We start from the raw sequence: 23,412 nt of genomic DNA on the forward strand, positions 1-23,412 counted from the left end.
ATTCACCATCAAACTGAGCCGACATCAAGTCCGATGAAAAATCGAGGCTAGCCAGCGCGGTGCTCCTCAGCCCCGAAACCCCACCACTCCACGGGACTTACCCGCATATCCCGTAGGCATATTCCCCAGCCATTCAACGACTGTGAGATCGTGCGTGAAGCGGCCTGACTACAGTACGGCGCCTTAGATCACAAAATGTCACGATAAACTTGTGCCGTTTCCGCGGCGCATCGGTCCCATGAAAACGCAGATATACGTGCGAACCCGCGCACCCGCAAATCGGCTTGCAAACTCTCCGTCGTCACAACGAGCTCCAGTGTCGATCTTAGTTCTTCTGCATCGCAGGGATCAAAATAGGCGCCAGCGTCTCCTACTATTTCGGGAATTGAGCCTCCGCGACTGCACACTACCGGGCATCCGTGGCTCATCGCTTCGAGCGGAGGAATGCCGAAGCCTTCGTATTTCGATGGGTAGACGAATGCAGCCGCTGTTCGATAGCACTCTGCCAACTTTCGGTCGGATCCACATTCATAGCGCACACGGTCGGCTATACCCAATCGTTCAATCTCTTTACGCTCGTCAAGCTGCAGCGGATGACCGCCGAAAGCTACCAGGTCGAACTGTCGTAATGTCGGAGAACTGCTAAAGGCCTGCAGCACCGTGCTGAAATTCTTATAACCACCACGGTGACCCACGTAGAGAAGCGATGGTCTTTGCCGGGACCCTCGCTCCTCTGCATCCTTGATTTCACTCGTAAGTGAATAACCAAGGTGTACAACACTGGTTTGTGCCGCATCTATGCCGTAAAGATTAATAAGATCACGCCGTGTGGTTTCAGAGATGCAGATTATATGGTCAGCACGATTCACGGCGGCACGCTTGGAGGCGATTACACGCTTAGCGTTGGGCAAAAATAACTCGTGGATCATGTCGTGGACAGTTATCACTCGCCGTCGGCCCTTGCCCACAGGCACCATAGAGTAATAGGTCTCGTGTACGATATCCGCATTCGTGCTCGACCAAGCGATTGGCTGCGCAATGCGATTCGCAACCCCGACCATATGTCTAATACCGGCAAAATCTGCGTGCACGTACCTTCCCTGTCCAAAACGGCGCGCTGAATCAGCCATTAAATAGTTATTTATGTAAACGGGCGCGACGATACGTACTTCTGACACGGCGTCGGACGGCAGGCGGCTCGCTAGCTCGAAAATATAGCGGGAAACACCACCATATCGCTGCATTGAAAAAATTCGGTGGTCGAATGCAACTTTCAAAAGGTCGGAACCTCCTTATCGGCGCAGGGGGCGCGCGCCAAATCGAAATAGGTGAGGCCGATAAGCCCCTGAATGCCATCCATTCTGTGCCACGAAAAATATAGAAACCTCGCGACGATCGAGCTGGCTAATCGGTGCCGCTCAACGACGCCAAGAGGAAACATCTCGAACCCACCACAGCCAGCCGGCCTCAACGAGATCGATCGTCGACTCCATCAGCATCGATGCGGGAACGGTGCGCAAGGCTCAATGCGAAAAGAGCCGCGAACGGCCAATACAAATACCGTTCGACTATCCCGTTGTTAAGTAGCCCAAAGCCGAGCACGCCTATAGCTGAGATGACAAGTATCGGCACAAACACCCCCCGGGTCGAACGTGGCCGCACCAATAGTGGCCGAGTTAGGCATGTATAGAAAACGATAAAATAGAACACTCCACCCGACGTTAGAACTATTAGAGGAACCATTTCCCCATTCCAGCTTCCTACACCAGCGCCGAATAGTGGGTTCGTACCGAGTAGGTCGATGCCTCGTTCAAGGTTTGCTATCCGCGCAGCGTTCGATATCTGTCCCGACTTGCTGAAAAATCTAGAGCTGTCCAAGATGATGGGCACAAAAATGATCGCAAGTGCCGCCGAGAAGGCCAGCATGGGCGGCACCCAAAGGTGGATCCGCTTTGCGAAGACCCCGAGGAACGCCAACGTCACGACGGCTATTACGGCACCACAAAACAGGGCACCACGCGAGCCACTGAGGTATATCGCGTACATAGAGATAGGTAGCGCCAAGACCATGCCAACCTTCACATATTTTCGGGTTGCTCCTACCAGGTAGATCAGCATGGGTAGCGTATTTGCAATCGTTTGCCCGAAAGAATTGGGGTGATTCGCCAAACCGGTAGCTCTGGTGTCGGACACAACGTGATACAAAAATGGAAGATGGCTTAAAAAAGAGCCCTTACCAAATACGTTTAATTCGACCACTCCATAAGTTGCACTAATAGCTGCGCCAATTGCCCAAAAGCGTATGATCTTTTCGACAATAACCTTTGCATTCTCGCTATTCTCTGCCGCAGAAGCCACGATTATTGCTACGGCAGTTATAGAAAATGCCATCCGCGCTATTAACGGTAATGCACCGCCCTGCTCAGCCCCAACCGCATTACCTACTACCCACTCTCTCCATTGGGAAGGGGTTCGAGTCGCTCTCAATGGGTCTCCGCGCACGACGGACCCGACCAAGGCTATAAGAAGAAGGACAAAGGGCGGGAGCACCGCCCACGCATATATCGGAAGTCTGCGACCGTTGTGCACGGAGACCAATATCGCGAAAAACACCCCCGCAACGAGCAGGTAGTCAGCCACGTTGACACCTGCAATTCGTACGCCGGTCCATGTGCTCGTGAGGGCAGCGCAATATGCCAAAATCTGGCTAGCAGTCCGCGGTACGCCCTTGCTCACCGAAAATCGGTTCCTACTTGCACCTGAAGCAAGGACCGTAGCTTGATTCACGACCATCCTTCCGTGGCTCAACGGTTTCCGTGTCTCTTCGGTGACTCGGACACCGCTAGTCTGCACCAGGCAGTCGCGCTATGACAGGCGATTGGTAACGCTCCAGACGTCTAAAGCGATCGCCCTAAGGGTGCTGGGCGTCCCGCCAGGGAAATTGGATCGCATCGGGTTGTTACTGACAGCAGAAACTAGACGCTGTCTCGTTGCTGTGCAGCGGCCGATACCTGGGTCGCCTTTAGCTAGTGCGATTCCGGGCCCGTTTCTTGTCTGATGAACGGGGTTCGAGTCCTTTCTTGGGGGTTGATGGTTTATCTGGCTCTTGCGACCATCTAGAGTCTTGAGGCCTAGTCGCATGCTGCCGACCCACGCCGGCTAAGCACCCCAGGCCCTACATTCTCGTAGGGAAGGCGCGATTCATCCACGGCTAGCAGGCGCCACTTTGGCAAACGACGTCGGCGCACCACAACGTAGCCGCTCCAGGGCAGCCCGCTATCGCGACCTTGGTAACGGGTGACATAGTTTCCGCGTGCAGACGGGCACTGACAGACGTCCCGGACCTGAGTCGCCAAAGTGGTCGCCGCCCGAATCGGTCACACGGCATTGGAATGCTTAGAAGTTCCTTCGACGTCTACACGACAAAGGAGAACTTCCGGGCTCTCTACCGGAATTAAATGTCCGTACCAGGGCCAGAGCCTCAAATTTTGTGTGTCCGGAGCCCTCCTCGCAACACACACCCTGCCGGCAAGTATGAAACTACGACGCAATGCTCCAAATATCCGCTTCGGGTATTAGCATGGCGGTGTGCCAAACCACGCAGGGATTGATCACGACGTCCCAGACGACAACGCCAACGACGCGCAGCCGCAGAAGGCTGCTCGAACTGCGACTGACACCGAGCCTTCCCGGGAGATCACGTCGGCGAGGGAAAGCACACAGCTACGGCTTATCTCTGCGCTTCCAATGCTGTTGGGTGTTTCCGTTCTCGCCGTAAATCTCCTCGTAATAATCAGGCTCTGGCGGAGCATAATCAGATTGCCCGGTGTCGTGGCGCTCGCGTTAACCGTGACGAGTTTGCTCGCCGGCCTCTTCTTAATCGTTTACGGCCTTACACTTCGGCGTCTTGATTCTACTGGAAAGACGATTTCAGCGGAGTCGCGAGCGAGCTCCGGTCTCAACGCAACAGGCACCTACGCCAGGTGGATTGGAATTCCGATGCTTGTGGCGCTATCGGCCTCGGCAGCGACAGTCTGGGCCGCAGAAATTGCCAAACCCAAGCTGCCAGACCCCGCAGATATGAAACCTTGCATCGAACTTTATCAACAGGCGCTAGCCATCCATAAAGAAAACCCCCAATTTAGGATGCCGGCCGGTGACCGTGACAACGCCAGGTGCACAATTAATTATGTGTTGGGTTTGGCGTAATACTCGGTGATCTGTTAAGTAATTTGCAGCTAGTCCATCGTCCGAAATTCTACGGTCGGTTCACTCCGACGGCGAGGTTGCACGAGCCACGACTCTCACGTAATCGACTAGCTCGATAACGACACACCCGCCCAATCCAGTAAGAACCCCGCCCAGAGCCATAGGCACGCTAGCTGAGGCTGCCCCCAGGCTAACCAAAGGCAACCCCACTGCGGAGCCTATAATGACAGCCTTTGCGACCACCTGAAGGCGTCCAAAGGTGGCCAACGCGGCGCGCGCGAGTGTGGCTTCAAAAAAGCCTACCGAAACACATAATGAAATCAATAGAATTCCGGGCCACGACACTGACACATGTTCTTTTCCCAACCAGTCAATAAGATGAGGCGCCACTATCAACGTCATCGCAAACAGGAGGAGGGCGAAACTACCCGCGCCTGCCAGGGCGATATTTGCGCGCCGGACGCGAGTTGAATCACTTCCCCGGGGGACCCAACCCTGCAGAACAACCACTGCGGGTATTGCCACAGCGTGGATCTGCCGAATTACCTTGTCTGCCAGCGCAAACACTGGTTGAATACCGGGCGCAATTAAAGAAACTATGGCAAGGGGAGCCGCATTGTATGCCGCACCGCCCAAGGCTGAAATCATGCCGTGGCGGTTGAGTACGAGGATCTCGGTTGGCCTGCGAAGCCGAATCACCTCCGCGCCATTTCGCGTTGTCTCGAGAACAATCCAAACCGATGAACAAGTAAACCCCGCGAACATTCCTGCGGCCATACTCATAGGTCCCACCACGGCGCTATGCCCTATCTGCATTAGAGCTACGCCTAACAAAATTCCTGTCACACGTGGGATTGTTTCTAACACCAGGAATGGAAGGGGGCGAGCGAGGCCCACGAAATACCATTGCGCGGTGAGACCCACACTGGTCATGGAAACCGCGCCCACGGCCGCGAAATGTGGCGTACCGGGAGCGAGCAGATAGGCGACAACTGCAGCTGTTGCCGAAGCTGGGAGTGCAAGTAATAGCCGCGTATATACGGATTCAAGGTATTCGGCTCGCCTCACCCCCGCGGGAGCTCGGGCAATTCTCGCCGGGCCGTACCAGCCCCAACCGTAGAGGACGGCCACCGCGGAGATGGCGCCAACAGCCTGTCCGAGCGCTATCGACCCCCAGGCTGCAGCTCCACTTGCTGCGATCATCGCAGGAATCAAGACCAAAGCTGCTGCTGCAAGCAGCAGAACGGATGCTCCGAAGCCTATTAGCTTTCGTAGGCCGGAGCCGGCAAGCTTTCTGCCCCCGATTGACGAAAAGAGACGACGCGCTCGACGCATGGGTGGGCGTCCTCAGATAATCGATAATTTTCGATGCAGAACACCGATGATTCTAGAATCCCCAACACTTGCCAGAGGTGGCAACGGATGCGTGCCCTTATGTCGAATTGAACCCCGAAAACCGCGGGAGCTTTGCGCGTGGACCGGACGACCGGTGACCTTGACGTGTTGGACGTAAGTCGCGCGGCTTACACCGTCTGCCTTCAGGAAACCGCCTCGCTGCATGCGGCCCCGCATCGTCAAATTTTCTCCAGCAAATACGAGTACTCAACGCCGATGGGAGTGGTCGCTTTTCGTGCGTCGATAATTCGCAGGCTCGCGTTTTTTACCGAACGTTGGATCCATTGCTGCGAAACCGCCACGCCGCCATTCGCGCTTCGGAACTGGCGAATGAAGCCCGGCAGACCGCGTCTGACAGATGCAGTCACGATGACGTACCTTGATGTGACCCTGGCGAGCTCCCTAATTACCTCTAATTTTGCTGACTCAGGAAGGTGCTTCAACAATGCGTGGCAGAAAGCGAGGTCAAAGGTACGATCCTCAAATGGGAGTTGTTCTGCAATGCCCTCCTGGAACTCAATCCTTATACCTCCGACCGAAACTGTTCTCGCCTTTTTGAGCATCGTGGGGGACGCATCGACCGCCACGATTCGATCCGGTTGTAACACCGCAAGGTTGGGCAGCCACCGTCCAAGCCCAGTCGGACAGTCCAATATGTCTTGTACCTCGGACTTCGGTATCTGAGCGATTAAACTGTTGACTGCGCGCTGTTCACGCCGGTACCGATACCGTCCCAGGACGCCGCTGAAGCGGTTCCGCATATAGTTTTGGACTACATCCTCCGCCAGATAATTCTTTCGGGCCGCGTAGCCAACGTTTTCATCGGGACTTTGCGCGCTCACGGCGTACCTCCATGGTCTCGTCAAAAACAGCGACCCTCGCATCGCTGAGAACGTCTGGGCTCACTGTCGCCACTGCGCGTTGCCGGGCCCCCCTGCCGAGAGCACGCCGAAGTTCGGGGGAAGCAATAAGTTCCTGCAGGCAATCCGCGAGCCGCGCCGTATTCCCTGCGGGAAAAACTCTACCTTCCCCGTTCGACACGATTTCCGGGAGAATACCGCTGTCGCTGACTACGCAGGGCACGCCCGATGACATCGCTTCGAGAACTGCGCGGCCGTCGTGCTCCTGATGATCGGGCAGCACGCGCGCAGGCATGACAAACAGGTCGATATCAGCCATGAACAGATGTAGATCGTCATTATTGATGGCTCCGACATGATGTACATCATCCGCCGACATAATTGCTGCTTGAGTAACCGGGTCGGTGATTCTCCCGGCGAGCCACAACTCGATTGGAACCTCACTACGCTCACGAACCTGTTCAAATGCGGCTAGCAACTCCGGTACGCCTTTCGTGGTGCCGATTTTGCCAACGAAACCGACCCGCAACTCTTTCTGACCAGCAGTTGCCTCCACCGGATGGAAACGCGAAACATCTATCGGAAGGTGAGGCTGAACGTAGACCGAAGACTCTCGTGCGCCGAGCACCCGAATGTAGAGGTCCCGCGTTATCTCACTCGCGGCAATGATCGCGCTAGTCCTGCGTATACCCCACCGAGCAATCAGGCGCTTACCCCTGCCTAGCAACGAATTCGGGGCACGAAAAGTATTCTTTTTGACAATGAGGATGATGCGCGCGCGAGACCGTGCGGCAAGTAGGTTAAGCGCTACCTGTACGAACTGCACATGCCAGGCGTCATAATCCACGCACACGATGTCCGGCTTTGTAGACCGGAGAGTCTTTAAGAGACCGCGCAAAAGAAATTGCGACCGGCCCAATTGTACTGCAGGAAGTGGAATTACATCGAGCAAGTGTGCTTCATCATCCCCCGGGGGTTGCAGCGCTCCATTAGTGTTCTCTCGTGGACCCACAAGGGTCAAGTCAACCCGCCTGCCGAGTGAAGCAAAAGGTGTAATTCTGCCCGGCTCGTTATATGCGTGACTGACGAATACTACGCGGAGTCGACCAGTCTGCTTGGGTTCTGGCCGCATTTTGCTCGCTCTCGTGAAGTTTGCGTCTAACAAATTCTCACTCCCTGTACGGGACCATTCCAAGAAGCCCGTTACGACTCATCAGAACCCGTTAGCAGTGCCCTGACTAAGTGCTACGCAGCGAAGCGACATGCTCGCGGTACCACGCCACTGTGCGCTCTAATCCCTCCCGCAAGTCGATTGTCGGCACCCAGCCCATTCGGGCAAGTTTAGATACATCTAGGAGCTTCTGCGGGGTCCCATCGGGCTTTGAAGCGTCCCACCGCGTCTCACCCACGAAGCCGACCACCGATGCGACTGTTTCAGCGGCCTCTCGTATCGTGACATCCGTACCACTGCCGACATTCACCTGTTCGGGACCGTCATAATGCTCTAGGAGGTGCAGGCACGCATCAGCCATGTCGTCTGAATACAGGAACTCACGTCTTGGCGAACCAGTTCCCCAATTGGTAACTGACGCTGCACCGGACGCTACCGCCTCGTCATAGCGTCGAATCAGTGCGGGCAAAACATGCGAATCCGTCGGTGAAAAATTGTCATTGGGCCCGTAGAGGTTCGTCGGCATCGCCGAAATCCACGGCAAGCCATACTGGCGGCGCACAGCTTGAACGTGCAAGATGCCCGCGATTTTGGCGATCGCATATGCGTCGTTCGTCGGCTCAAGATGGCCGGTGAGCAGAGAGTCCTCGCGGATGGGCTGCTTCGCGAACTTTGGGTAGATGCAAGAAGACCCGAGAAACAGTAGGCGCTCAACTTCGACTTCACGAGCTGCGTCGAGGACATTGCACTGAATGCGCAAGTTTTCGCTTAAGAAGTCCACGGGGTAGGTGTTGTTCGCGAAGATTCCACCAACCTTCGCCGCGGCCAGCACGACGTACCTCGGCTTGGTTTCAATGAAGAAGTCGAAAACCTCGCTACGAATCTTGAGGTCAAGTTCCGCTGACGTCTTACCAACGATATTCGTGAACCCCGCGGCCAGAAGTCTGCGGACAATTGCCGAGCCGACCAACCCACGGTGCCCTGCGACATAAAATGTTGCCCCACGGTCGAGCGCAGCCGGTGTGAAGCCTACGCCAGTGGTCATCCCGCGACTGCCCCACGAACTGTCGGCGTTTCCCAAGTGTCCAGTTGCACCGTGTCGATCCACGGCCTACCCGCATTTTCGAGAGCCTCGACATCAGCGTCTACCATCAGGCGCGCAAGGTCGCGTCCGTTGACGGTGGGTTGCCAGCCGAGTTTGGTGCGGGCGCGTGTTGAGTCGCCGATGAGCGAATCGACCTCCGTGGGGCGAAGGTAGCGCTCATCGAACCGGACGTGATCTTCCCAATTGAGGCCGGCATGCGCGAATGCAATCTCAAGGAATTCTCGCACGGTGATTCCCACGCCCGTTGAAAGGACATAGTCGTCGGGTTCATCAGCTTGCAGCATTCGCCACATTCCCTCGACATATTCCGGAGCGTAACCCCAATCCCGCACGGCATCGAGATTGCCCATATAGAGGCACTCCTGCTTACCGGCCTTGATCGCTGCGACTGCACGAGTGATCTTGCGGGTGACGAACGTTTCGCCACGGCGGGGTGATTCGTGATTAAACAAGATGCCGTTGGCAGCGAAAATCCCGTAGGCCTCACGATAGTTTCTGGTAATCCAGTAGCTATAGAGCTTGGCGGCCGCGTACGGTGAACAGGGCGCGAACGGGGTGTTCTCGTCCTGCGGCGACGGCGTCGTCCCGTACAGTTCGGAGGACGATGCTTGGTAAAAGCGAGTTTCTATGCCCGAGAGTCGGACCGCCTCTAGCATCCGAATAGTTCCAGTCCCAGTAGTGTCTGCTGTGTGTTCGGGCTCGTCGAACGACACGCGCACATGAGACTGCGCGGCTAGGTTGTACACCTCAGCCGGCTTAATATCGGCGAGGAGCGTCACCAAGCGTGCACCGTCACTGAGGTCTCCGTAGTGCAAAAACAATCTTGCATCCGGTGAATGAGGGTCAACGTACAAATGATCGATGCGCGAGGTATTGAAAGTAGAGGCTCGGCGGATGACCCCATGTACCTCATAGCCCTTGTTCAGCAATAGCTCCGCCAAGTACGAGCCATCCTGACCGGTAATGCCAGTAATCAAGGCACGTTTCGTCATAAATACCTTCCCCCGTTGCCAGCGGCAGTGCCGCCCCGCAGTCGATTAAGCACCCTACCGACGGCGGGCCAGTAGCTCCTCCGCATCGCCAATCGGACTGTCTCTTGACAGTACCCAACTTGGCGACTCGACGAAGCATCCAACGGGACAAAAGCCCGCCTGCCCGATGAAGGTCTGCAGTCACCAATGGCCCTGAAACCGCGGCGATCCGCGAGCCAGTGGCCGGCCTCGACCTGCACCAAGGCAGCGTCGACCCAGTTGCCAATTGCAGCCTGCGCGTTGAGACCTTCGATGCGAGATGCTGTCCGCCCATAGGAGTGCTGCCACCCTCCGATTTGCAGGGCGCGAAAGCCACGGCCCATCGATAGCGCAGCACCGACGGCTTGGAATTTGGATAGTACATACGAGAACACCCCCGCAGCGGAGGCAGATGCATCACCGGTCACCTGAAGGCACCCTTGCGCCGCCTTGAGATATTTACCGCGGGTTCACTCACGACTTCGTCGATGACTCGACAAAATGCCTCAATGGCAGCATCCGCATTCAACACCTCCATACGATAGCGACGACCCGCCGCACCATATCGTTCTGCCTTATCACCGTCATCCAGCAATGTAAGAGCGGTGTCAAGAAGCATTTGCGGGTCGCCGGAAGGCACCACGACGCCAGCCCGTGACTCCTCGATCTCTCCTGCGGTAATACCGTTTGGGTCGGTAGCGGCGACTATCGGGCGCGCTGCGTCAAAATAAGAGGTGAGCTTGCTGGGCACGGCCATTGTGGCGACACCAGGCAGCTCATTCACCAGGAGGCAGTCGGCCGCGGCAAGCGCGCTCCTATAGTCAGCTTCGCTGAGAGGGTCGATGAACTCAATCCGGCGAATTCCCCGCGCCAACTGTTCTAATCGCGCTCGTTCACCTCCGTCCCCTACTAGTACGAACTTGATCGGCGCCTGCTTCTCATCGGCCAGCCGTGCCGCTTCGACTACGTTCTCAAGGCCCTGCTTTGCACCCATATTGCCCGTGTGCACCGCCAACAAGGTGTCCGTTGGCCACGAGAGCCGCGCTCGCGCATCAGCCTTCGAGACTTCAGGCGCCGGTTCGAGATGAGTCCAGTTGCGGATGACAGTAATTCGATCACGTTCGATGCCTACGTCTTGACTTAGGTAATCGGCAAATCTGGGGTGGATCGCGACGACCCGATCAGCTGAACGAAGTACAAATCGTTCAACCAGCTTTGTAATGGTTACAGCGACACCCCCTCCCTCTTTGGTTTCGACCATTCCGAGCGTGTAAATGTCCTGGACCCAAACGACGAGGCGTGGCCGCCATGGGGTTAGTCGCAGCCGCAATACCACGAGTGCCGTCGCAAAAAGCGCCGGCGAGACGGCCACGGCGACCGAGGCAGAACTAACGTTTCGGAAAAATAGTCTCACCCCCAAACTGAGCTCAGACAGGACCCGCCGCATTCCTCGAGGAGGGCGTGGGACGTAGTGCCGGAGCCGATGAACAGTGACTCCCGCAATGTTCTCGGTTGTCTTCCATTGTCCGTAGCCTGGCCGAATCTTCCACTCAGGATAAAAGGGGTGTGCAACGTATGCCGTTACGCGATGTGCCCGGCGGCTGAGACCCGCTGCCAATGCGCCGGCATATGGCGCCACACCCGTCGCATCTGGCGGGTAGTGCAGACTCAGTATCGAAATTCGTTCCCGCGCACGACATGACATTACAAACCTCCGGCGGTATGCATCAATCCAGCGATTTCGTTCAGACGGAAATTTCTCAGAATCCTGAGATGGCAGACAATCGAACTCATGCTGACCGACAAATGGTCGTGACCAATCGCCCAAGCGGCGGGGTGTGTAGGACTTGGTATGTGGTGCCGTGACCAGGCTGTAGATCGATGCCAATATCGGTCTCAGTAGGCGCCACTGCGTCCGAACACGACCTTTGGTGTCTGCGCGATGATCCGGAGATCCCACATTAGGGACCAAGACCGCACATAGGCGGAGTCTAAATGCTGGAGATCTGCATACGTCAGGTCGCTACGGCCACAAACCTGCCAGAGTCCGGTGATACCCGGCTTGACATCGAGGCGAGCTAGCGCGGCACCATCAATGCGATCGCACTCCTCGGTCGGCAAGGGCCGCGGGCCGACCAATGACATCTCACCGCGTACCACGTTGATGAGCTGAGGCAACTCGTCAAGGCTTGTTTTACGGATGAACGCGCCAACGCGAGTAACGCGGGGGTCATCGGCCATCTTGAACAGTGGTCCATCTACTTCGTTGTGCTGTGCGACCGTATTGCGCCGCTCCCACGCATCAGCGGTCATCGAGCGGAACTTGAAAATTCGAAATGGCTTCCCGGCCTGGCCGCCTCGCTCCTGACGGAAAAACACCGGTCCTGGACTGTCCAGCTTGATCGCTAGTGCGACAATGAGCATAACGGGCGAAGCGACCACCAATGCCAGAGTCGCAAGCGTTACATCCATGAACCGCTTCAACATTCGCTCACTTGCTGCTAAGGACACGGTGGGCAAATGCATCAGCGTCAAGCCATGCAACTCCTCCGCTTCGCTACGCCAGTTGTGCAACTCAAAGTAGCGGGGAATTTCCGATACCGGCACCTGGCCTTGAAGCTGACGCAGCGCTTCGAGCACGATCGCGTCACTAGTATTCGGAAAGGCGACAATAACGCGATCGATGTTGTTGGCAGCGCACACAGACGATAGATCGGACAGCTCGCCGAGCACGTTAGTGCCCGTTGCCACGTTGTCGTCAACGTGACCGACAACGACTGTATCCGGACACCGTCGCAACCTCGAGGTCAATCGATCGGTGATCGGCCCCGTCCCGATGATTAAAATACGAGTCACCGTCGGGTCGAAAAACCGCACCACCATCCGCCGGCCGAACGGGACCAGCGCAACGGCAGGCAAGGTCATTGCCACCGCAGCTGTCAAGGTCATTCGGCCACTTTCGAGAAAAATTGCGCCGCCAGCGAGGGTGACCAACGCAGCCGTCGGTACGCAACGGGCAACCACCATGGGTCGCCACCATCCGCTGGGCCTCAACCGAGAAGCTGGCCGCCGGTATAAACCGTGCAGGTGCAGTGTCACAACCATCGCAACTACGGCTAGAACGATCTCTCGGAGCCCGAGATCTCCTGCACGCACTGGGCTTATCTGGCTGAGCGCCACGGCACCAAGGACCGCCGAACCAGTCAGAGTAGCCAAATCCGCGCCCTGTAGAAGGTTGCGATGTCGCCTGGCGAGCTGGGGCGCCTCGGGGCATGGCTTGAGTTTATCTGTTATTCGTTGCGGCGCCTGCGAAGTTCCCCCGCCCAACACTACTTCCGACGCGGGACGTGTCGCGACCAGGCGCGTGCCCGGCGCCACAGTCGCTTTCGGAGGCGTCGCCTCAATGGTCATTTTTCCCCCAGTATTTGAACGCAGTTACCAGCCGAAGCCCACCAAGCGCAGACCCGACTCCGCGAAGCTCGTCCCCGGCAAGCAGTTTCGGCCATCCAAGACAAGATCGCCGCGCATAACACGATGCAGGCGCGCCGGATCGATTTCGCGGAATTCCGGCCACTCCGTCACCACTACCACTGCGTCAGCGCGGTCAGCCGCATCGTAAACATCGGACGTGAGTCGGACCGTATCGAACTCTTCGGGCAGCGCTTTAAGTACCGGGTCGAAGGCTGAAACAACAGCGCCGGCAGCCAACAGCCGTCCCGCTATGTCTAGCGCTGGAGCATCGCGAAGATCATCCGTCCCTGGCTTGAAAGTCAAGCCAAGCAATGCAATTCGGCGACCCTTCAAGATGTGCAATTCGCGCTGGAGCTTGCGTATCGCGCTCGCACGCTGCAACTTGTTGACTTCGACGGTGGCCTGCAGGATCGAAGGCATGTAACCATACTCCTGGCCCGTCGAAGTCAGCGCCGCGATATCCTTACCGAAACACGAACCACCCCAGCCCACACCAGGATTGAGAAACGCGGTACCAACCCGATGGTCGGCGCCGATGGCGGGAAGCACCTCGCGGGCGTCGGCACCGAAAAGTTCACACAGTTGTGCCATCTCGTTGGCGAAACTAATCTTCGTCGCCAGAAAAGCATTAGCGGCATATTTGATCATTTCCGCGGATGCAAGTTCGGTTGTGATGAGCGACGGTTTGACGTTGGGCCGCCCACCGTCGAATGACTGGTCGAGAACGGGCTGATATAGCTCGGCCACGCGGGTGACGTCCTGAATGGCGCCGCCCAACACAATCCGATCTGGGTAAAGGAAGTCGTCGATTGCACTTCCCTCGCGCAAGAACTCGGGGTTCGAAACGACGTGGAAGGACAACTCTCGATTACCCTCCAACGCGTCCTCGAGAATGGTCCGTGTCCAGTTCCCTGACCCGACCGGAACCGTTGATTTGTTGACGATCACCGCGTCGGCAAGCAGATAGGGAGCCAAGGAATGGATCGCGCTTTCAAGCTGGGTGAGGTCTGGTGATCCATCGGGACCCGGAGGCGTTCCGACGCAAAGAAAGACGAACTCCGCGTCTGACAACGCCTCGGCGGGGCAATCGGTGAACCGCAGGCGACCCGTTGACAACATTGCTGTCAACATCTCTGGGAGTCCGGGCTCATGGAAGGGCGCCTGTCCATTGTTGAGCTGACCAGCACGCGCCGAATCTGCGTCGAGGCCGCAAACGATATGTCCCAACGATGCCAAACAGGTAGACGTAACCGCTCCGACGTAGCCGGTGCCAATCACGGCCACTTTGTGGCGTGAAGACTCCTGCTTTTGATGCACCTTCTGAAGTGCCGACGATCCAACCCGCGATGGGCCCGCGGTAGTGTTGCGGAACCAGTCGATGGTTTCTAACAGACCATCTCGCACATCTACCTTAGGCTCCCAATGAAGTTCTGTGCGGGCGAGCCCAATGTCAGGTTGGCGCTGAGACGGATCGTCCTGCGGACGATTAATGAATTCCACTGGAGCGTCGGATCCGGTGAGTTCGCGGATGAGAGTTGCTAACTCCAGAACAGTCATCTCGTGCGGATTACCGATATTGACTGGACCTGACAGATCGGAGAACAACAGCCGCACTGCCCCTTCTACGAGGTCGTCCACGTGGCACACCGACCGCGTCTGGCTGCCGTCGCCGTGAACAGTGAGAGGGGCACCAGCCAGCGCCTGACAGATGAAATTAGGAATTGCCCGACCGTCATTTGGCCTCATCCGCGGACCGTATGTGTTGAATATGCGCATGATCGCGGTGTCAACACCATGCTTCATGCGGTACGAATGAGTTAGCGCCTCGGCAAAGCGCTTCGCCTCGTCGTAGCACGCACGCGGACCAACCGGATTTACATTTCCCCAGTAGCTCTCAGGTTGGGGATGCACGAGGGGATCGCCGTACGTTTCCGACGTCGAAGCCAATAGGTACCGTGCACCCTTTTCCTTCGCCAACCCGAGTGTGTGCAGTGTCCCGAGCGACCCGGCCTTCATGGTCTCGATCGGTAGCTCTGCGTAGTCCACCGGTGAGGCCGGAGAGGCGAAATGTAAAACGTAGTCAACCGGTCCCGGGATCGACAAATAGTCGCTGACATCGACCTTCATGAGCCGAAAGCCGTCACGCCCCTGCAAGTGGGCAACGTTGTCCGGGCTACCAGTGACGAAGTTGTCGATGCACACCACATCGATGTCGTGTGCTAGCAGTCGTTCCGCGAGGTGAGAGCCCACAAATCCTGCGCCCCCGGTAATTACTGCCCGCCGCCCCATACTTCCCCCTGAATCCGCCTCAACCAATCGCGGCCCCGTGTATCAGCCGTTACAACGTCGACGCCACTGGTGCAGCACGCGTGAACCCGCCCCGTAGCCGTCCGTTACGGCTGTGTCGCTGAGTACTTGCGATTGGACGGCCCACACATGCAAACCCGCAATGCGGTTCTAACCCGCCTTCTCGCCGTTCCCAGCTAGACAAACAGCATATTAACTGAAGCTGGCCGGAGGTATCAGGGGTTTCCCTATGATTCACCAAGCTCTCGTAAAATTAACGTAACCGTCATTCCAGAAACTCCGCTGCTGATGACCGTACGAGCGCCGGTAGGGTCCGATACGAGGGCGCGGGTGCTTAGCCATACCGCTTACCGCGGTGGCAGCTGACGGCGAATTATTGGGTTAGCTGGGCTCAGCGCTCGGACTGAACTTACCAGGATGTCAATAGCAGCGTTCCACTTCTGTGATAGCCGGCGGCAACGGCGCCCCATCACATACCCCAAAAATCCCCGCGGCCTTACCGATCGCATCGCGAAGGGATGCGTGCCGTTCCTATTCTGAAGCGGTCAAAGGTCGGGTACTACGACGAGTTAGGATCTGACCTCGTCGCCACCGCGTTGGCGGCGCCCCAAAGCCGGCAGCGATGTCGACTGGTGGTGCGGATTCAGTCACGCTTAGCGACGCAGCACCGCAGATGAGCCTACGAACTTTACTCTGCCGTTCGGATGCGGCTCCGATATGCCGATCACCCAACGCACGCGCGATCCTCCGACTACATCAGGGTCTGTCCCGGTAGCAAGCCTCGGTGTTGACGCCGGAGCCGGTGTGCCGGTTCACTGCCCTCGGAAGTCGTTTGAGGCACCCCGAGGAGTTGCACTGCTAGTACTTTTCGTTTGCACTGGAAACATCTGTCGCTCCCCGTTGGCGGAACGACTTGCCGTAGCCCACGCCAGGCGACTGGAGATCTCGGGATTTAGCGCGTCAAGCGCCGGGGTGCGCGCGGTAGTCGGTCATCCAATACACCCACATGCCGCCCACGTCCTACGGCAGCTAGGCGGTAATGCTTCCGACTTTGCTGCACGACAGCTCACAGCCAAGATCGCCGCAGACGCCGACCTTGTACTGACAATGACGAAGGCTCACCGCGACGCTGTTTTGGAAGTTGCTCCACGGCAACTCCGTAGGACCTTCACACTTAGTTCCGCAGCTCGACTCGTCTCGGACTTCAAAGCACGAACCTTCGACGATCTCGCGGCACTTCGGCCCCGTCTTCCCACGGACGAGATGTTGGATATACCTGACCCGGTCGGCCAAGGCCAGGAGTTCCATACGCTTATCGGTTCAGAAATCAACGCTCTCCTCCCGCCCGTACTTCAGCTTTGGCGTAATACCGCAAGCTAATCCGACCGAAGGGATACGTTTTAGTCTATGATCGGCCGGTTGTTCGATCCACCTGTGGGCACGCTCGTCGTTCCGGATGACTGGGGTGGTGCTTGACGACGGGTAACGTATGTCCTAGGTCCCGCATGCAGAGAGGACATGCCGTCCTTTGCCCGTCAGACTTCGTGTTTCCCTAACGGTCACCGCAATTGCCGTTCTGCTATTCGCGATAGCCGCACTACTCACTCGGGCAAAGGATCTGTCGAACGTCGTCGAGCTCATGCTCGCGGTCACGTTCCCATACACTCCGGCATTGGCACTTCTTGGAGTCGTACTTTGTTTGCTGTGTCGTAAGGTTTTCCTAGCGGTCGCCGCGGTCGCTATCGTAGCGGCGGCTGTCTCAGCCCAAGCTCTTTGGTATTACGCTGGCGATCCAGCAGACGTCGGGCAATACGCCGAGATCCGATTAATCTCATCTAACCTTCGTAAAGGGCAGGCTGAGGCATCACCATTTGTGGAACTCGCGAAGAATAGCGCAGATGTGATCGCAGTGTCGGAGTTGACTCCCGAGGCGGTGCAACGCTTCAAGGCAGCGGGCATCACGGAGGCATTCCCGTTCTCGGTACTGAAACCGGCGGCAGGTGCCGGAGGAATTGGCTTATGGAGTCGAACCCCGCTCGACGGAGCATCTCTCGCACAGCGCCAGCACACCAACATGGTGGCCGCGAAACTAGAGGTCTCCGGCGTGCGGTTCAAACCGCTGGTGGCCAGCGTACACATCACGTCACCGGTCACGGCCGAGCCAGGTTCATTCGACGCATGGCAAAAGGGGGTGGTCGACACGCAGCGGGACTTGGAAAATTTCGCCGAACTCTCCGAACCCGCCGCGGTCGTAGTCGCCGGCGACTTCAACAGCACACCGGATATGCGGCAATTTCGTGATTTACTTTCCAATGGTTATCGAGATGCGGTGAAGCAGACGGGAGCAGGCTTCGCGCCCACCTTCCCGTCCAACATATTGCCCGGGCCCCTTCTTGTGATCGATCACGTGCTGATCCGTAACGCAGCCGCCTCGTCGATTCGCACGGTAGATGTCCGAGGTTCCGATCACCGCGCTCTGCTGGCTAGCATTCGAGTGCCTCTCGACCCGACCGCGCCATAAAGCCCGTCGAAGAGAGTCGAGCCGGTACCTGTACCTCCCCGAAACGTCTCATCAGCGCACGCAAAATCTCGGCGACCAATCGGCGGGCTCGCGCCGCCACGGGCTCCGCAAGTCATCCTGCGAACTGCAACGTTTGTGCATCCGCGGCGGAAGCGTTCGGACCCGCCGTTATCATGGCTTTATGTGCAGTAGGCCCGATCCGCGGCTCTAGCGAAGTCTTGACTCTCAGCCAAGCTCCACCCCATGTCATCACCTATCGCGAACGCGACGCGCCACTTGTTCGCGTTCGGCCGGGTCTTGTTCAGGCAGTAATCCTTCGCGGCACGGATCACCTCCGTTTTGTTCGCAAAGGGCACCCTCTCTAGATCGAGTAGCTCAATAAACTCGTCGTCGTCCTGGCCGGCGTGTGCAGGCGCGACGGACAAAACGCCGCCGAACGCCACTAGAAGAGCTGCTACCGCTGCGCTTGCGCTACGTCGAAAGAAAGTCGATTTCATCTAACCCCCTGCTTCCCCCAGTCGCTTCTGCACTATGTGTTAGAGCAACGTGTTAGAGCAACCGAATAGATACCGTACCTAACGACAGCCGATTTTTCCCAATATCAAGGGTCTCGCGGTGAAAACGCTTCCTCTCCGGAGGATTCACGATGCACTAGAACGAACGTTGTATTGCTACAACGCCACTCCACCTCAGCACGCCGTACGGATCGCCGGCCATGAAGCGCGTCCCAGCCGAGCTGGCGCCCTCCGTCAGTATCGACGCTGTCTCCCAGGTGATCGTGAGGCTTCCGCCTGACACAAGCCCGTTTTCTTACAGAAGTAGACACAGCTCTTCATGGGTCTGGCTCTTCTGGCACTGCTCCGGATGCGCCTTGATACTGGCCGCCCTCTTTTGTTCCTTCTTGGCCTTCGTCCCTTCCGTGGTCACCGCTGAGTTGCCCGGGTGACCCGGGGTGGCAACGGAATTCGTGTAGTTCAGATCGAGCCGGTATTCATTCTTTCCGATGGTTCCGCCCGCGAGAGTCGAGAAAGATCGACTTGTGCCAGTTGGTGACGGTGCAGTCATCCTGCAGCGCACTCCCCTGCACGGTGGCCACAACCGGCTTGCCGTTCCGCTTGGCGATCTGCGCTGCGGCATCGGAGTACTTCTTCCCGATGTAGGGATCAGCAGACGCTACACCTGGCCCGACCATCACCGAAACCGCCACAGCACCGACGACAGCCAGGATGCGCACGGCCCCACTTCTCATCGGCATTCCCCTCTTCGGGAGATGTTGCGGTCAAACGCTGCCCAACGCCGTTACGCCCAACCACGAGCAGGAGTCAGCGGTCCGCCTAGTCTTGACAACCTTCTCCCAGCAAACCACCAGCTACCTCACAGCAGCTAGGCGCTCTGGTTCAGCACCGGCGGCCGCTTGACGTCGTCCTGGCGCAGATCGCCGGGGAAGCACGGGGAGCTCCCGATCAGCGAGGGCGCCTGGGTCGGGTCGGGCCGGGCCTCGATGTGGAGCACGTAACCGTCTGGGGCATAACCGAACCGGTTCGGCTTGGTGAAGCCGTCGCGCTCGAGGACATCCCAACCCCAGCTTTCCCAGATCCCGCCGACCTGCGCGATCAACGCCTTCACCTCCGTGTCCGGCGGCACCTTCATGTCCCGCCAGTCCTCGAGCTTCACCGGCGCGTTGCGGTCGGCGGGCTCGTCCTCGCAGTACGTCGTGCCGTCACCGACCATGTAGCGCGTCCCGTCCAGGCTGAAGCCCTCCGGCAGCGCGTCGATCGTCTGCTGCATATAGCGCAGCACCGTGTCCTGCGCCTCCTGCTGGCTCGTCGGGATCTTCGGATCGGCGGGAACCGGCAACTGCTCCATGGGACCTCCTGGGATCTCGGTGGCGCCCGACGGCGTGGGCGGCCCGAGTGGACCTGGCTCGTCCGACGAGTTTCCGCAGGCAGCGACCCCCGCCACGAGCAGTGTCGCGGCGGCTGCGGTGACGAGCGTTCGGCGCATCATGGTGTGAAGGTCGGCGGTGTGACGTCAGTTCTTCCGGCAATGATGCGGCCCATGTTATCCAGCGCCGGGTTGCCGGCGCTCCAATAACTGCTGTGCGCGTCGACCGTGGGGGTGCCGAACGGGCCCGCTGCCCCCGGCGCCGCCTCGAACGGGATACCGCCGAACCGGCTGTTCATCGGGTCCGGGCCCAGCGTCGCGTAGGTGGCGACACCGATCATGTCGTTCTCGGCGCGCGACGCGAACACGTTGGCCCCCGACGCCAAACTCAGGTCGCTGGCGTGGTCGGCCAAGATTCCCGGACTGCCCACCGCCACAACGTTGTTCACGTCCAGATGGTTACCGTCCAGCGCCGCCGCCCCCATCAACGTCGAGCCGTAGCTGTGCCCGATCACCGTATCGATCGACGGCACCGCCTCATGCGACGCGCGCAGCCCCGCCTGAAACGCCGCCAGGTCGTCGCCGCCGTCGCGCGCATATCCCGGTGACGCGGCCTCGAACAGGTTCATCGGCCGGTCGTACCCCATCCACGTCGTGACGGAAACGTCACCGGCCTGCAGGTTCGGGTCGGCCCGCATCGCGGCCAGATACATCTGCTCGGACTTCTCGGCGCTGAACTCCAGCCGGGTCAAGTCCTGACCGGTGCCCGGCACGAACGTCGCGTTGCGCTTGGCGGTGTCGGGGTTGCCCATCGACACCGCCGCATGGCCCTCGTCGTCGATCAACCCGAGCAGCCGCGGCACACCGTCGCTCGACTGCAGTTCACCCTGAACGGCCTTGTAGCGGTTCATATCCTGGTGCGCGGCGTCCCAGCGCTGCTTCCACTCCCGGTAGGCCGGCGGATTCGGGTTCGGGCTGACGGGCCTGCCGCCGGCCGCCCACGCCGGATGCTCCTGCGCCAGCCGGTCGATCTCGGCCTGCGTGTCGCTGATCAGCTCGCCCAGATGGCGCCGGTTGTACTTGTCCTTGTCGAGAAACGGCATGCCCGGGTGGTTGCCGACGAAGTGGTCCTGCTCGTAGAGCCAATCCTTTTCGGCTTCGGTCAGCTGCTCCCAGCGCTCGTTGAACTCCTCCGGGTCCTCGGGCAGCGGCTCGGCCACCGCCTCCGGCGAGAAGTCCGGGATCGGCAGATCGCCGTCGGCCATATCGATCGCGCGGGCGAGCTCGTCGTCGACCTGGTTGGCCTCCGCCAAGATCGCGTCCAGCCGGGGCTGCAGCTGCATCATCTTCAGCTCGGCCTCGATCGGCGACGCGCCCGCCATGCCCGGGCCGGGCAGCACCTGGTTGCTCACCGGGTCGATCGCCATGCCCAGGCTCTCCGCGTCGTCGCGCAGCGCCGCCAGATCCGCCTTGACTTTGTCGATGCCGTCGGCGGCGTTGGCCGCGGCCCGGCCGACCACCAGCTTCTCGTCGCCGTTGAGCTCGAGTTCGCGCCGGATCTCGTCGTTGGTCTGCCCCGCGGCGTCGGCCGCGTCACCACCCCAGCTCTCGAACGCCGGCAGCGACGCCAGCACCTCGGCGGTGTGAAACGACGCCTGGGCACTCGCCTGCGCCGCGTGAAACACCTGACGCACCGACTCGGCGTTCCACCGATCGATGTCGGCGACCGTCAGCACCGTCACGGCAGGTCACAGATTCTGCTGCGACGCGAGCCGTTCGACCTCCGCCTTGACTTGCTCAACCTGCTCGGCGCTGTGCTGATCCGTCGCGCCGTACTCGGTGGCCGCGCACTTGAGCGCCTGACCGTGCTCGACGACCCGGGCCTGCAGCGCCGCGTCGGCCGCCTGCCACTTGGCCAGTCGCTTCGCCATCGACAGCGCCGACCGGCCCGTCCAGCCGGTCTGCGCGGACTCGATCTGACCGTGCGCGGAGGTGTGGCCCGTAGCCAACTCCGCGGCCTGACCGTCCGCCTGCACCGCCGATGTGTTCAGGTGCGACAAATTGGCTCGTAGGTGCCCCGACATCCCGTATACCTCCGCCACGACCGAATCAACTCAGACTACCGGCCCGCAAACGGGTGTCCGCGCACCAATTTCGCTCGCGCGACGCCGATCAGACCTCGGCGAAGTTGCGCGTCACGGTCGGGTCGACCGGGATGCCCGGGCCCGTCGTCGTCGACACGGTGACCTTCTTCAGGTAGCGGCCCTTCGACGACGTCGGCTTGGCCCGCAGGATCTCGTCCAGCGCGGCGCCGTAGTTCTCGGCCAGCGCCTTCTCGTCGAACGACGCCTTGCCGATCACGAAGTGCAGGTTGGCGGCCTTGTCGACGCGGAAGTTGATCTTGCCGCCCTTGATGTCCTGCACGGCCTTGGCGATGTCGGTCGTCACCGTGCCGGTCTTCGGGTTCGGCATCAGGCCACGCGGACCCAGGATGCGCGCGATACGACCGACCTTGGCCATCTGGTCCGGGGTGGCGATCGCGGCGTCGAAGTCGAGGAACCCGCCCTGGATCTTCTCGATCAGGTCGTCGCTGCCGACGATGTCGGCGCCGGCGGCCTCGGCCTCGGCGGCCTTCTCACCGACCGCGAACACCGCGACGCGCGCGGTCTTACCGGTGCCGTGCGGCAGGTTCACGGTGCCGCGCACCATCTGGTCGGCCTTACGCGGGTCGACGCCCAGCCGGATCGCCACCTCGACGGTCGCGTCCTGCTTCTTGCTCGACGTCTCCTTGGCCAGCCGCGCGGCCTCCAGCGGGTGATACAGCTTCGAGCGGTCGATCTTCTCGGCGGCTTCGCGAAATGCCTTGCTCTTCTTGCTCATTGATCTCTCCTGTAGTTAGAAGTTGTGGTCATCCGGGCCGATGCCAGCCCTGCCACTTGTCCGTCGAAATAGCGTTCCAGGTTGCTGAACGCTGATGTCAACCGCCCGGAATGCTATTTCGGCGAAGTCTGCTATTCGACCGTGATGCCCATCGACCGGGCGGTGCCGGCGATGATCTTGGCGCCCTGCTCGATGTCGTTGGCGTTCAGGTCGTCCTTCTTGGTCTCGGCGATCTCGCGCACCTGATCCCAGGTCACCTTGGCGACCTTGTTGATGTGCGGCTCCCCCGAGCCCTTCTGCACACCGGCGGCCTTCAGCAGCAGCTTGGCCGCGGGCGGGGTCTTCAGCTTGAAGTCGAAGCTGCGGTCCTCGTAGACGGTGATCTCCACGGGCACGACGTTGCCGCGCTGGTTCTCCGTCGCGGCGTTGTACGCCTTGCAGAACTCCATGATGTTGACGCCGTGCTGGCCGAGCGCCGGACCCACCGGCGGGGCGGGGTTGGCCTGCCCGGCCTGAATCTGCAGCTTGATCAGCCCGATGACTTTCTTCTTCGGGGCCATTTCTTCCTCTCGTTTCCTTGCGATTTGTGTGCGTTTTGT

The 23,412-nt window shown here is 59.1% G+C and carries 18 protein-coding genes; 2 read left to right on the forward strand and 16 right to left on the reverse strand.

Annotated elements, in window-relative coordinates; all coding sequences use genetic code 11:
• Positions 1–188: 188 nt before the first annotated feature.
• The 9 genes from MELE44368_RS09670 to MELE44368_RS09710 all read right to left on the reverse strand — a co-directional run bounded on the left by MELE44368_RS09670 (position 189) and on the right by MELE44368_RS09710 (position 15,471).
• A complete protein-coding gene (locus tag MELE44368_RS09670; protein WP_128108277.1) occupies positions 189–1,277 on the reverse strand; it encodes a glycosyltransferase family 4 protein in 1,089 nt (362 codons plus the stop codon).
• Between the two features lie 190 nt (positions 1,278–1,467).
• Entirely contained in the window at positions 1,468–2,640 is a 1,173-nt protein-coding gene (locus tag MELE44368_RS09675) for an O-antigen ligase family protein (protein ID WP_128108278.1), read from the reverse strand.
• 3,143 nt (positions 2,641–5,783) lie between these two features.
• Positions 5,784–6,446, reverse strand: coding sequence for a class I SAM-dependent methyltransferase (locus MELE44368_RS09680; protein ID WP_164890072.1), 663 nt, complete (start codon positions 6,444–6,446; stop codon positions 5,784–5,786).
• Entirely contained in the window at positions 6,424–7,596 is a 1,173-nt protein-coding gene (locus MELE44368_RS09685) for a glycosyltransferase family 4 protein (protein ID WP_241566560.1), read from the reverse strand. Before MELE44368_RS09685 ends, MELE44368_RS09680 begins: the two co-directional genes overlap by 23 nt.
• Positions 7,597–7,702: 106 nt before the next feature.
• Entirely contained in the window at positions 7,703–8,680 is a 978-nt protein-coding gene (locus MELE44368_RS09690) for a GDP-L-fucose synthase family protein (RefSeq protein ID WP_128108281.1), read from the reverse strand.
• Positions 8,677–9,732, reverse strand: coding sequence for a GDP-mannose 4,6-dehydratase (gene gmd / locus MELE44368_RS09695; protein WP_128108282.1), 1,056 nt, complete (start codon positions 9,730–9,732; stop codon positions 8,677–8,679). The genes MELE44368_RS09690 and gmd overlap by 4 nt, the downstream gene beginning before the upstream one ends.
• 442 nt (positions 9,733–10,174) lie before the next feature.
• Positions 10,175–11,455, reverse strand: coding sequence for a glycosyltransferase family 4 protein (locus MELE44368_RS09700; RefSeq protein WP_128108457.1), 1,281 nt, complete (start codon positions 11,453–11,455; stop codon positions 10,175–10,177).
• Between the two features lie 191 nt (positions 11,456–11,646).
• On the reverse strand, positions 11,647–13,161 hold the full coding sequence (locus tag MELE44368_RS09705; RefSeq protein ID WP_128108283.1) for a sugar transferase: 1,515 nt from the start codon (positions 13,159–13,161) through the stop codon (positions 11,647–11,649).
• A 24-nt stretch (positions 13,162–13,185) separates the two neighbouring features.
• The gene (locus MELE44368_RS09710; RefSeq protein ID WP_241566541.1) at positions 13,186–15,471 is read right to left on the reverse strand and encodes a UDP-glucuronate decarboxylase; all 2,286 of its coding nucleotides are present in this window, start codon (positions 15,469–15,471) and stop codon (positions 13,186–13,188) included.
• 774 nt (positions 15,472–16,245) lie between these two features.
• Here MELE44368_RS09710 and MELE44368_RS09715 point away from each other — a divergent pair.
• Both MELE44368_RS09715 and MELE44368_RS09720 read left to right on the forward strand, forming a co-directional pair.
• Positions 16,246–16,908, forward strand: a complete 663-nt coding sequence (locus MELE44368_RS09715) for an arsenate reductase/protein-tyrosine-phosphatase family protein (RefSeq protein ID WP_306439145.1) — start codon at positions 16,246–16,248, stop codon at positions 16,906–16,908.
• A 259-nt stretch (positions 16,909–17,167) separates the two neighbouring features.
• On the forward strand, positions 17,168–18,049 hold the full coding sequence (locus MELE44368_RS09720) for an endonuclease/exonuclease/phosphatase family protein (RefSeq protein WP_128108285.1): 882 nt from the start codon (positions 17,168–17,170) through the stop codon (positions 18,047–18,049).
• Positions 18,050–18,228: 179 nt separating this feature from the next.
• On the opposite strand, the gene MELE44368_RS09725 is transcribed toward MELE44368_RS09720, so the two are convergent.
• The 7 genes from MELE44368_RS09725 to rplK form a co-directional block, all read right to left on the reverse strand.
• Positions 18,229–18,546, reverse strand: a complete 318-nt coding sequence (locus tag MELE44368_RS09725; RefSeq protein ID WP_128108286.1) for a DUF732 domain-containing protein — start codon at positions 18,544–18,546, stop codon at positions 18,229–18,231.
• A gap of 494 nt (positions 18,547–19,040) precedes the next feature.
• Positions 19,041–19,283 (reverse strand): hypothetical protein, encoded by a 243-nt coding sequence (locus MELE44368_RS27025; protein ID WP_241566543.1) that lies wholly within the window; start codon positions 19,281–19,283, stop codon positions 19,041–19,043.
• A gap of 149 nt (positions 19,284–19,432) precedes the next feature.
• Positions 19,433–20,056, reverse strand: a complete 624-nt coding sequence (locus MELE44368_RS09735; RefSeq protein ID WP_241566544.1) for a hypothetical protein — start codon at positions 20,054–20,056, stop codon at positions 19,433–19,435.
• Positions 20,053–21,675 carry an alpha/beta hydrolase gene (locus tag MELE44368_RS09740; protein ID WP_241566545.1) on the reverse strand — a complete coding sequence of 541 codons (1,623 nt, stop codon included), beginning with the start codon at positions 21,673–21,675 and terminating at the stop codon, positions 20,053–20,055. Before MELE44368_RS09740 ends, MELE44368_RS09735 begins: the two co-directional genes overlap by 4 nt.
• 6 nt (positions 21,676–21,681) lie before the next feature.
• The gene (locus MELE44368_RS09745; protein WP_128108287.1) at positions 21,682–22,035 is read right to left on the reverse strand and encodes a WXG100 family type VII secretion target; all 354 of its coding nucleotides are present in this window, start codon (positions 22,033–22,035) and stop codon (positions 21,682–21,684) included.
• Between the two features lie 70 nt (positions 22,036–22,105).
• Positions 22,106–22,813, reverse strand: coding sequence for a 50S ribosomal protein L1 (rplA, locus tag MELE44368_RS09750; RefSeq protein WP_064919501.1), 708 nt, complete (start codon positions 22,811–22,813; stop codon positions 22,106–22,108).
• Between the two features lie 131 nt (positions 22,814–22,944).
• The gene (gene rplK / locus MELE44368_RS09755; protein ID WP_046751206.1) at positions 22,945–23,373 is read right to left on the reverse strand and encodes a 50S ribosomal protein L11; all 429 of its coding nucleotides are present in this window, start codon (positions 23,371–23,373) and stop codon (positions 22,945–22,947) included.
• Positions 23,374–23,412: the final 39 nt, after the last annotated feature.

It is taken from the genome of Mycolicibacterium elephantis DSM 44368 (genome assembly GCF_004014805.1).
Classification (GTDB): Bacteria; Actinomycetota; Actinomycetes; order Mycobacteriales; family Mycobacteriaceae; genus Mycobacterium; species Mycobacterium elephantis.

Excerpts from the sequence above, each read along its gene's own strand:
- MELE44368_RS09685 (WP_241566560.1), bottom strand. The coding sequence starts at position 7,596 with ATGCGGCCAGAACCCAAGCAGACTGGTCGACTCCGCGTAGTATTCGTC.
- MELE44368_RS09690 (WP_128108281.1), bottom strand. The coding sequence starts at position 8,680 with ATGACCACTGGCGTAGGCTTCACACCGGCTGCGCTCGACCGTGGGGCA.
- gmd (WP_128108282.1), bottom strand. The coding sequence starts at position 9,732 with ATGACGAAACGTGCCTTGATTACTGGCATTACCGGTCAGGATGGCTCG.
- MELE44368_RS09700 (WP_128108457.1), bottom strand. The coding sequence starts at position 11,455 with ATGTCATGTCGTGCGCGGGAACGAATTTCGATACTGAGTCTGCACTAC.
- MELE44368_RS09705 (WP_128108283.1), bottom strand. The coding sequence starts at position 13,161 with ATGACCATTGAGGCGACGCCTCCGAAAGCGACTGTGGCGCCGGGCACG.
- MELE44368_RS09715 (WP_306439145.1), top strand. The coding sequence starts at position 16,246 with ATGCCGATCACCCAACGCACGCGCGATCCTCCGACTACATCAGGGTCT.
- MELE44368_RS09720 (WP_128108285.1), top strand. The coding sequence starts at position 17,168 with ATGCTCGCGGTCACGTTCCCATACACTCCGGCATTGGCACTTCTTGGA.
- MELE44368_RS09725 (WP_128108286.1), bottom strand. The coding sequence starts at position 18,546 with ATGAAATCGACTTTCTTTCGACGTAGCGCAAGCGCAGCGGTAGCAGCT.
- MELE44368_RS09735 (WP_241566544.1), bottom strand. The coding sequence starts at position 20,056 with ATGATGCGCCGAACGCTCGTCACCGCAGCCGCCGCGACACTGCTCGTG.
- rplA (WP_064919501.1), bottom strand. The coding sequence starts at position 22,813 with ATGAGCAAGAAGAGCAAGGCATTTCGCGAAGCCGCCGAGAAGATCGAC.
- rplK (WP_046751206.1), bottom strand. The coding sequence starts at position 23,373 with ATGGCCCCGAAGAAGAAAGTCATCGGGCTGATCAAGCTGCAGATTCAG.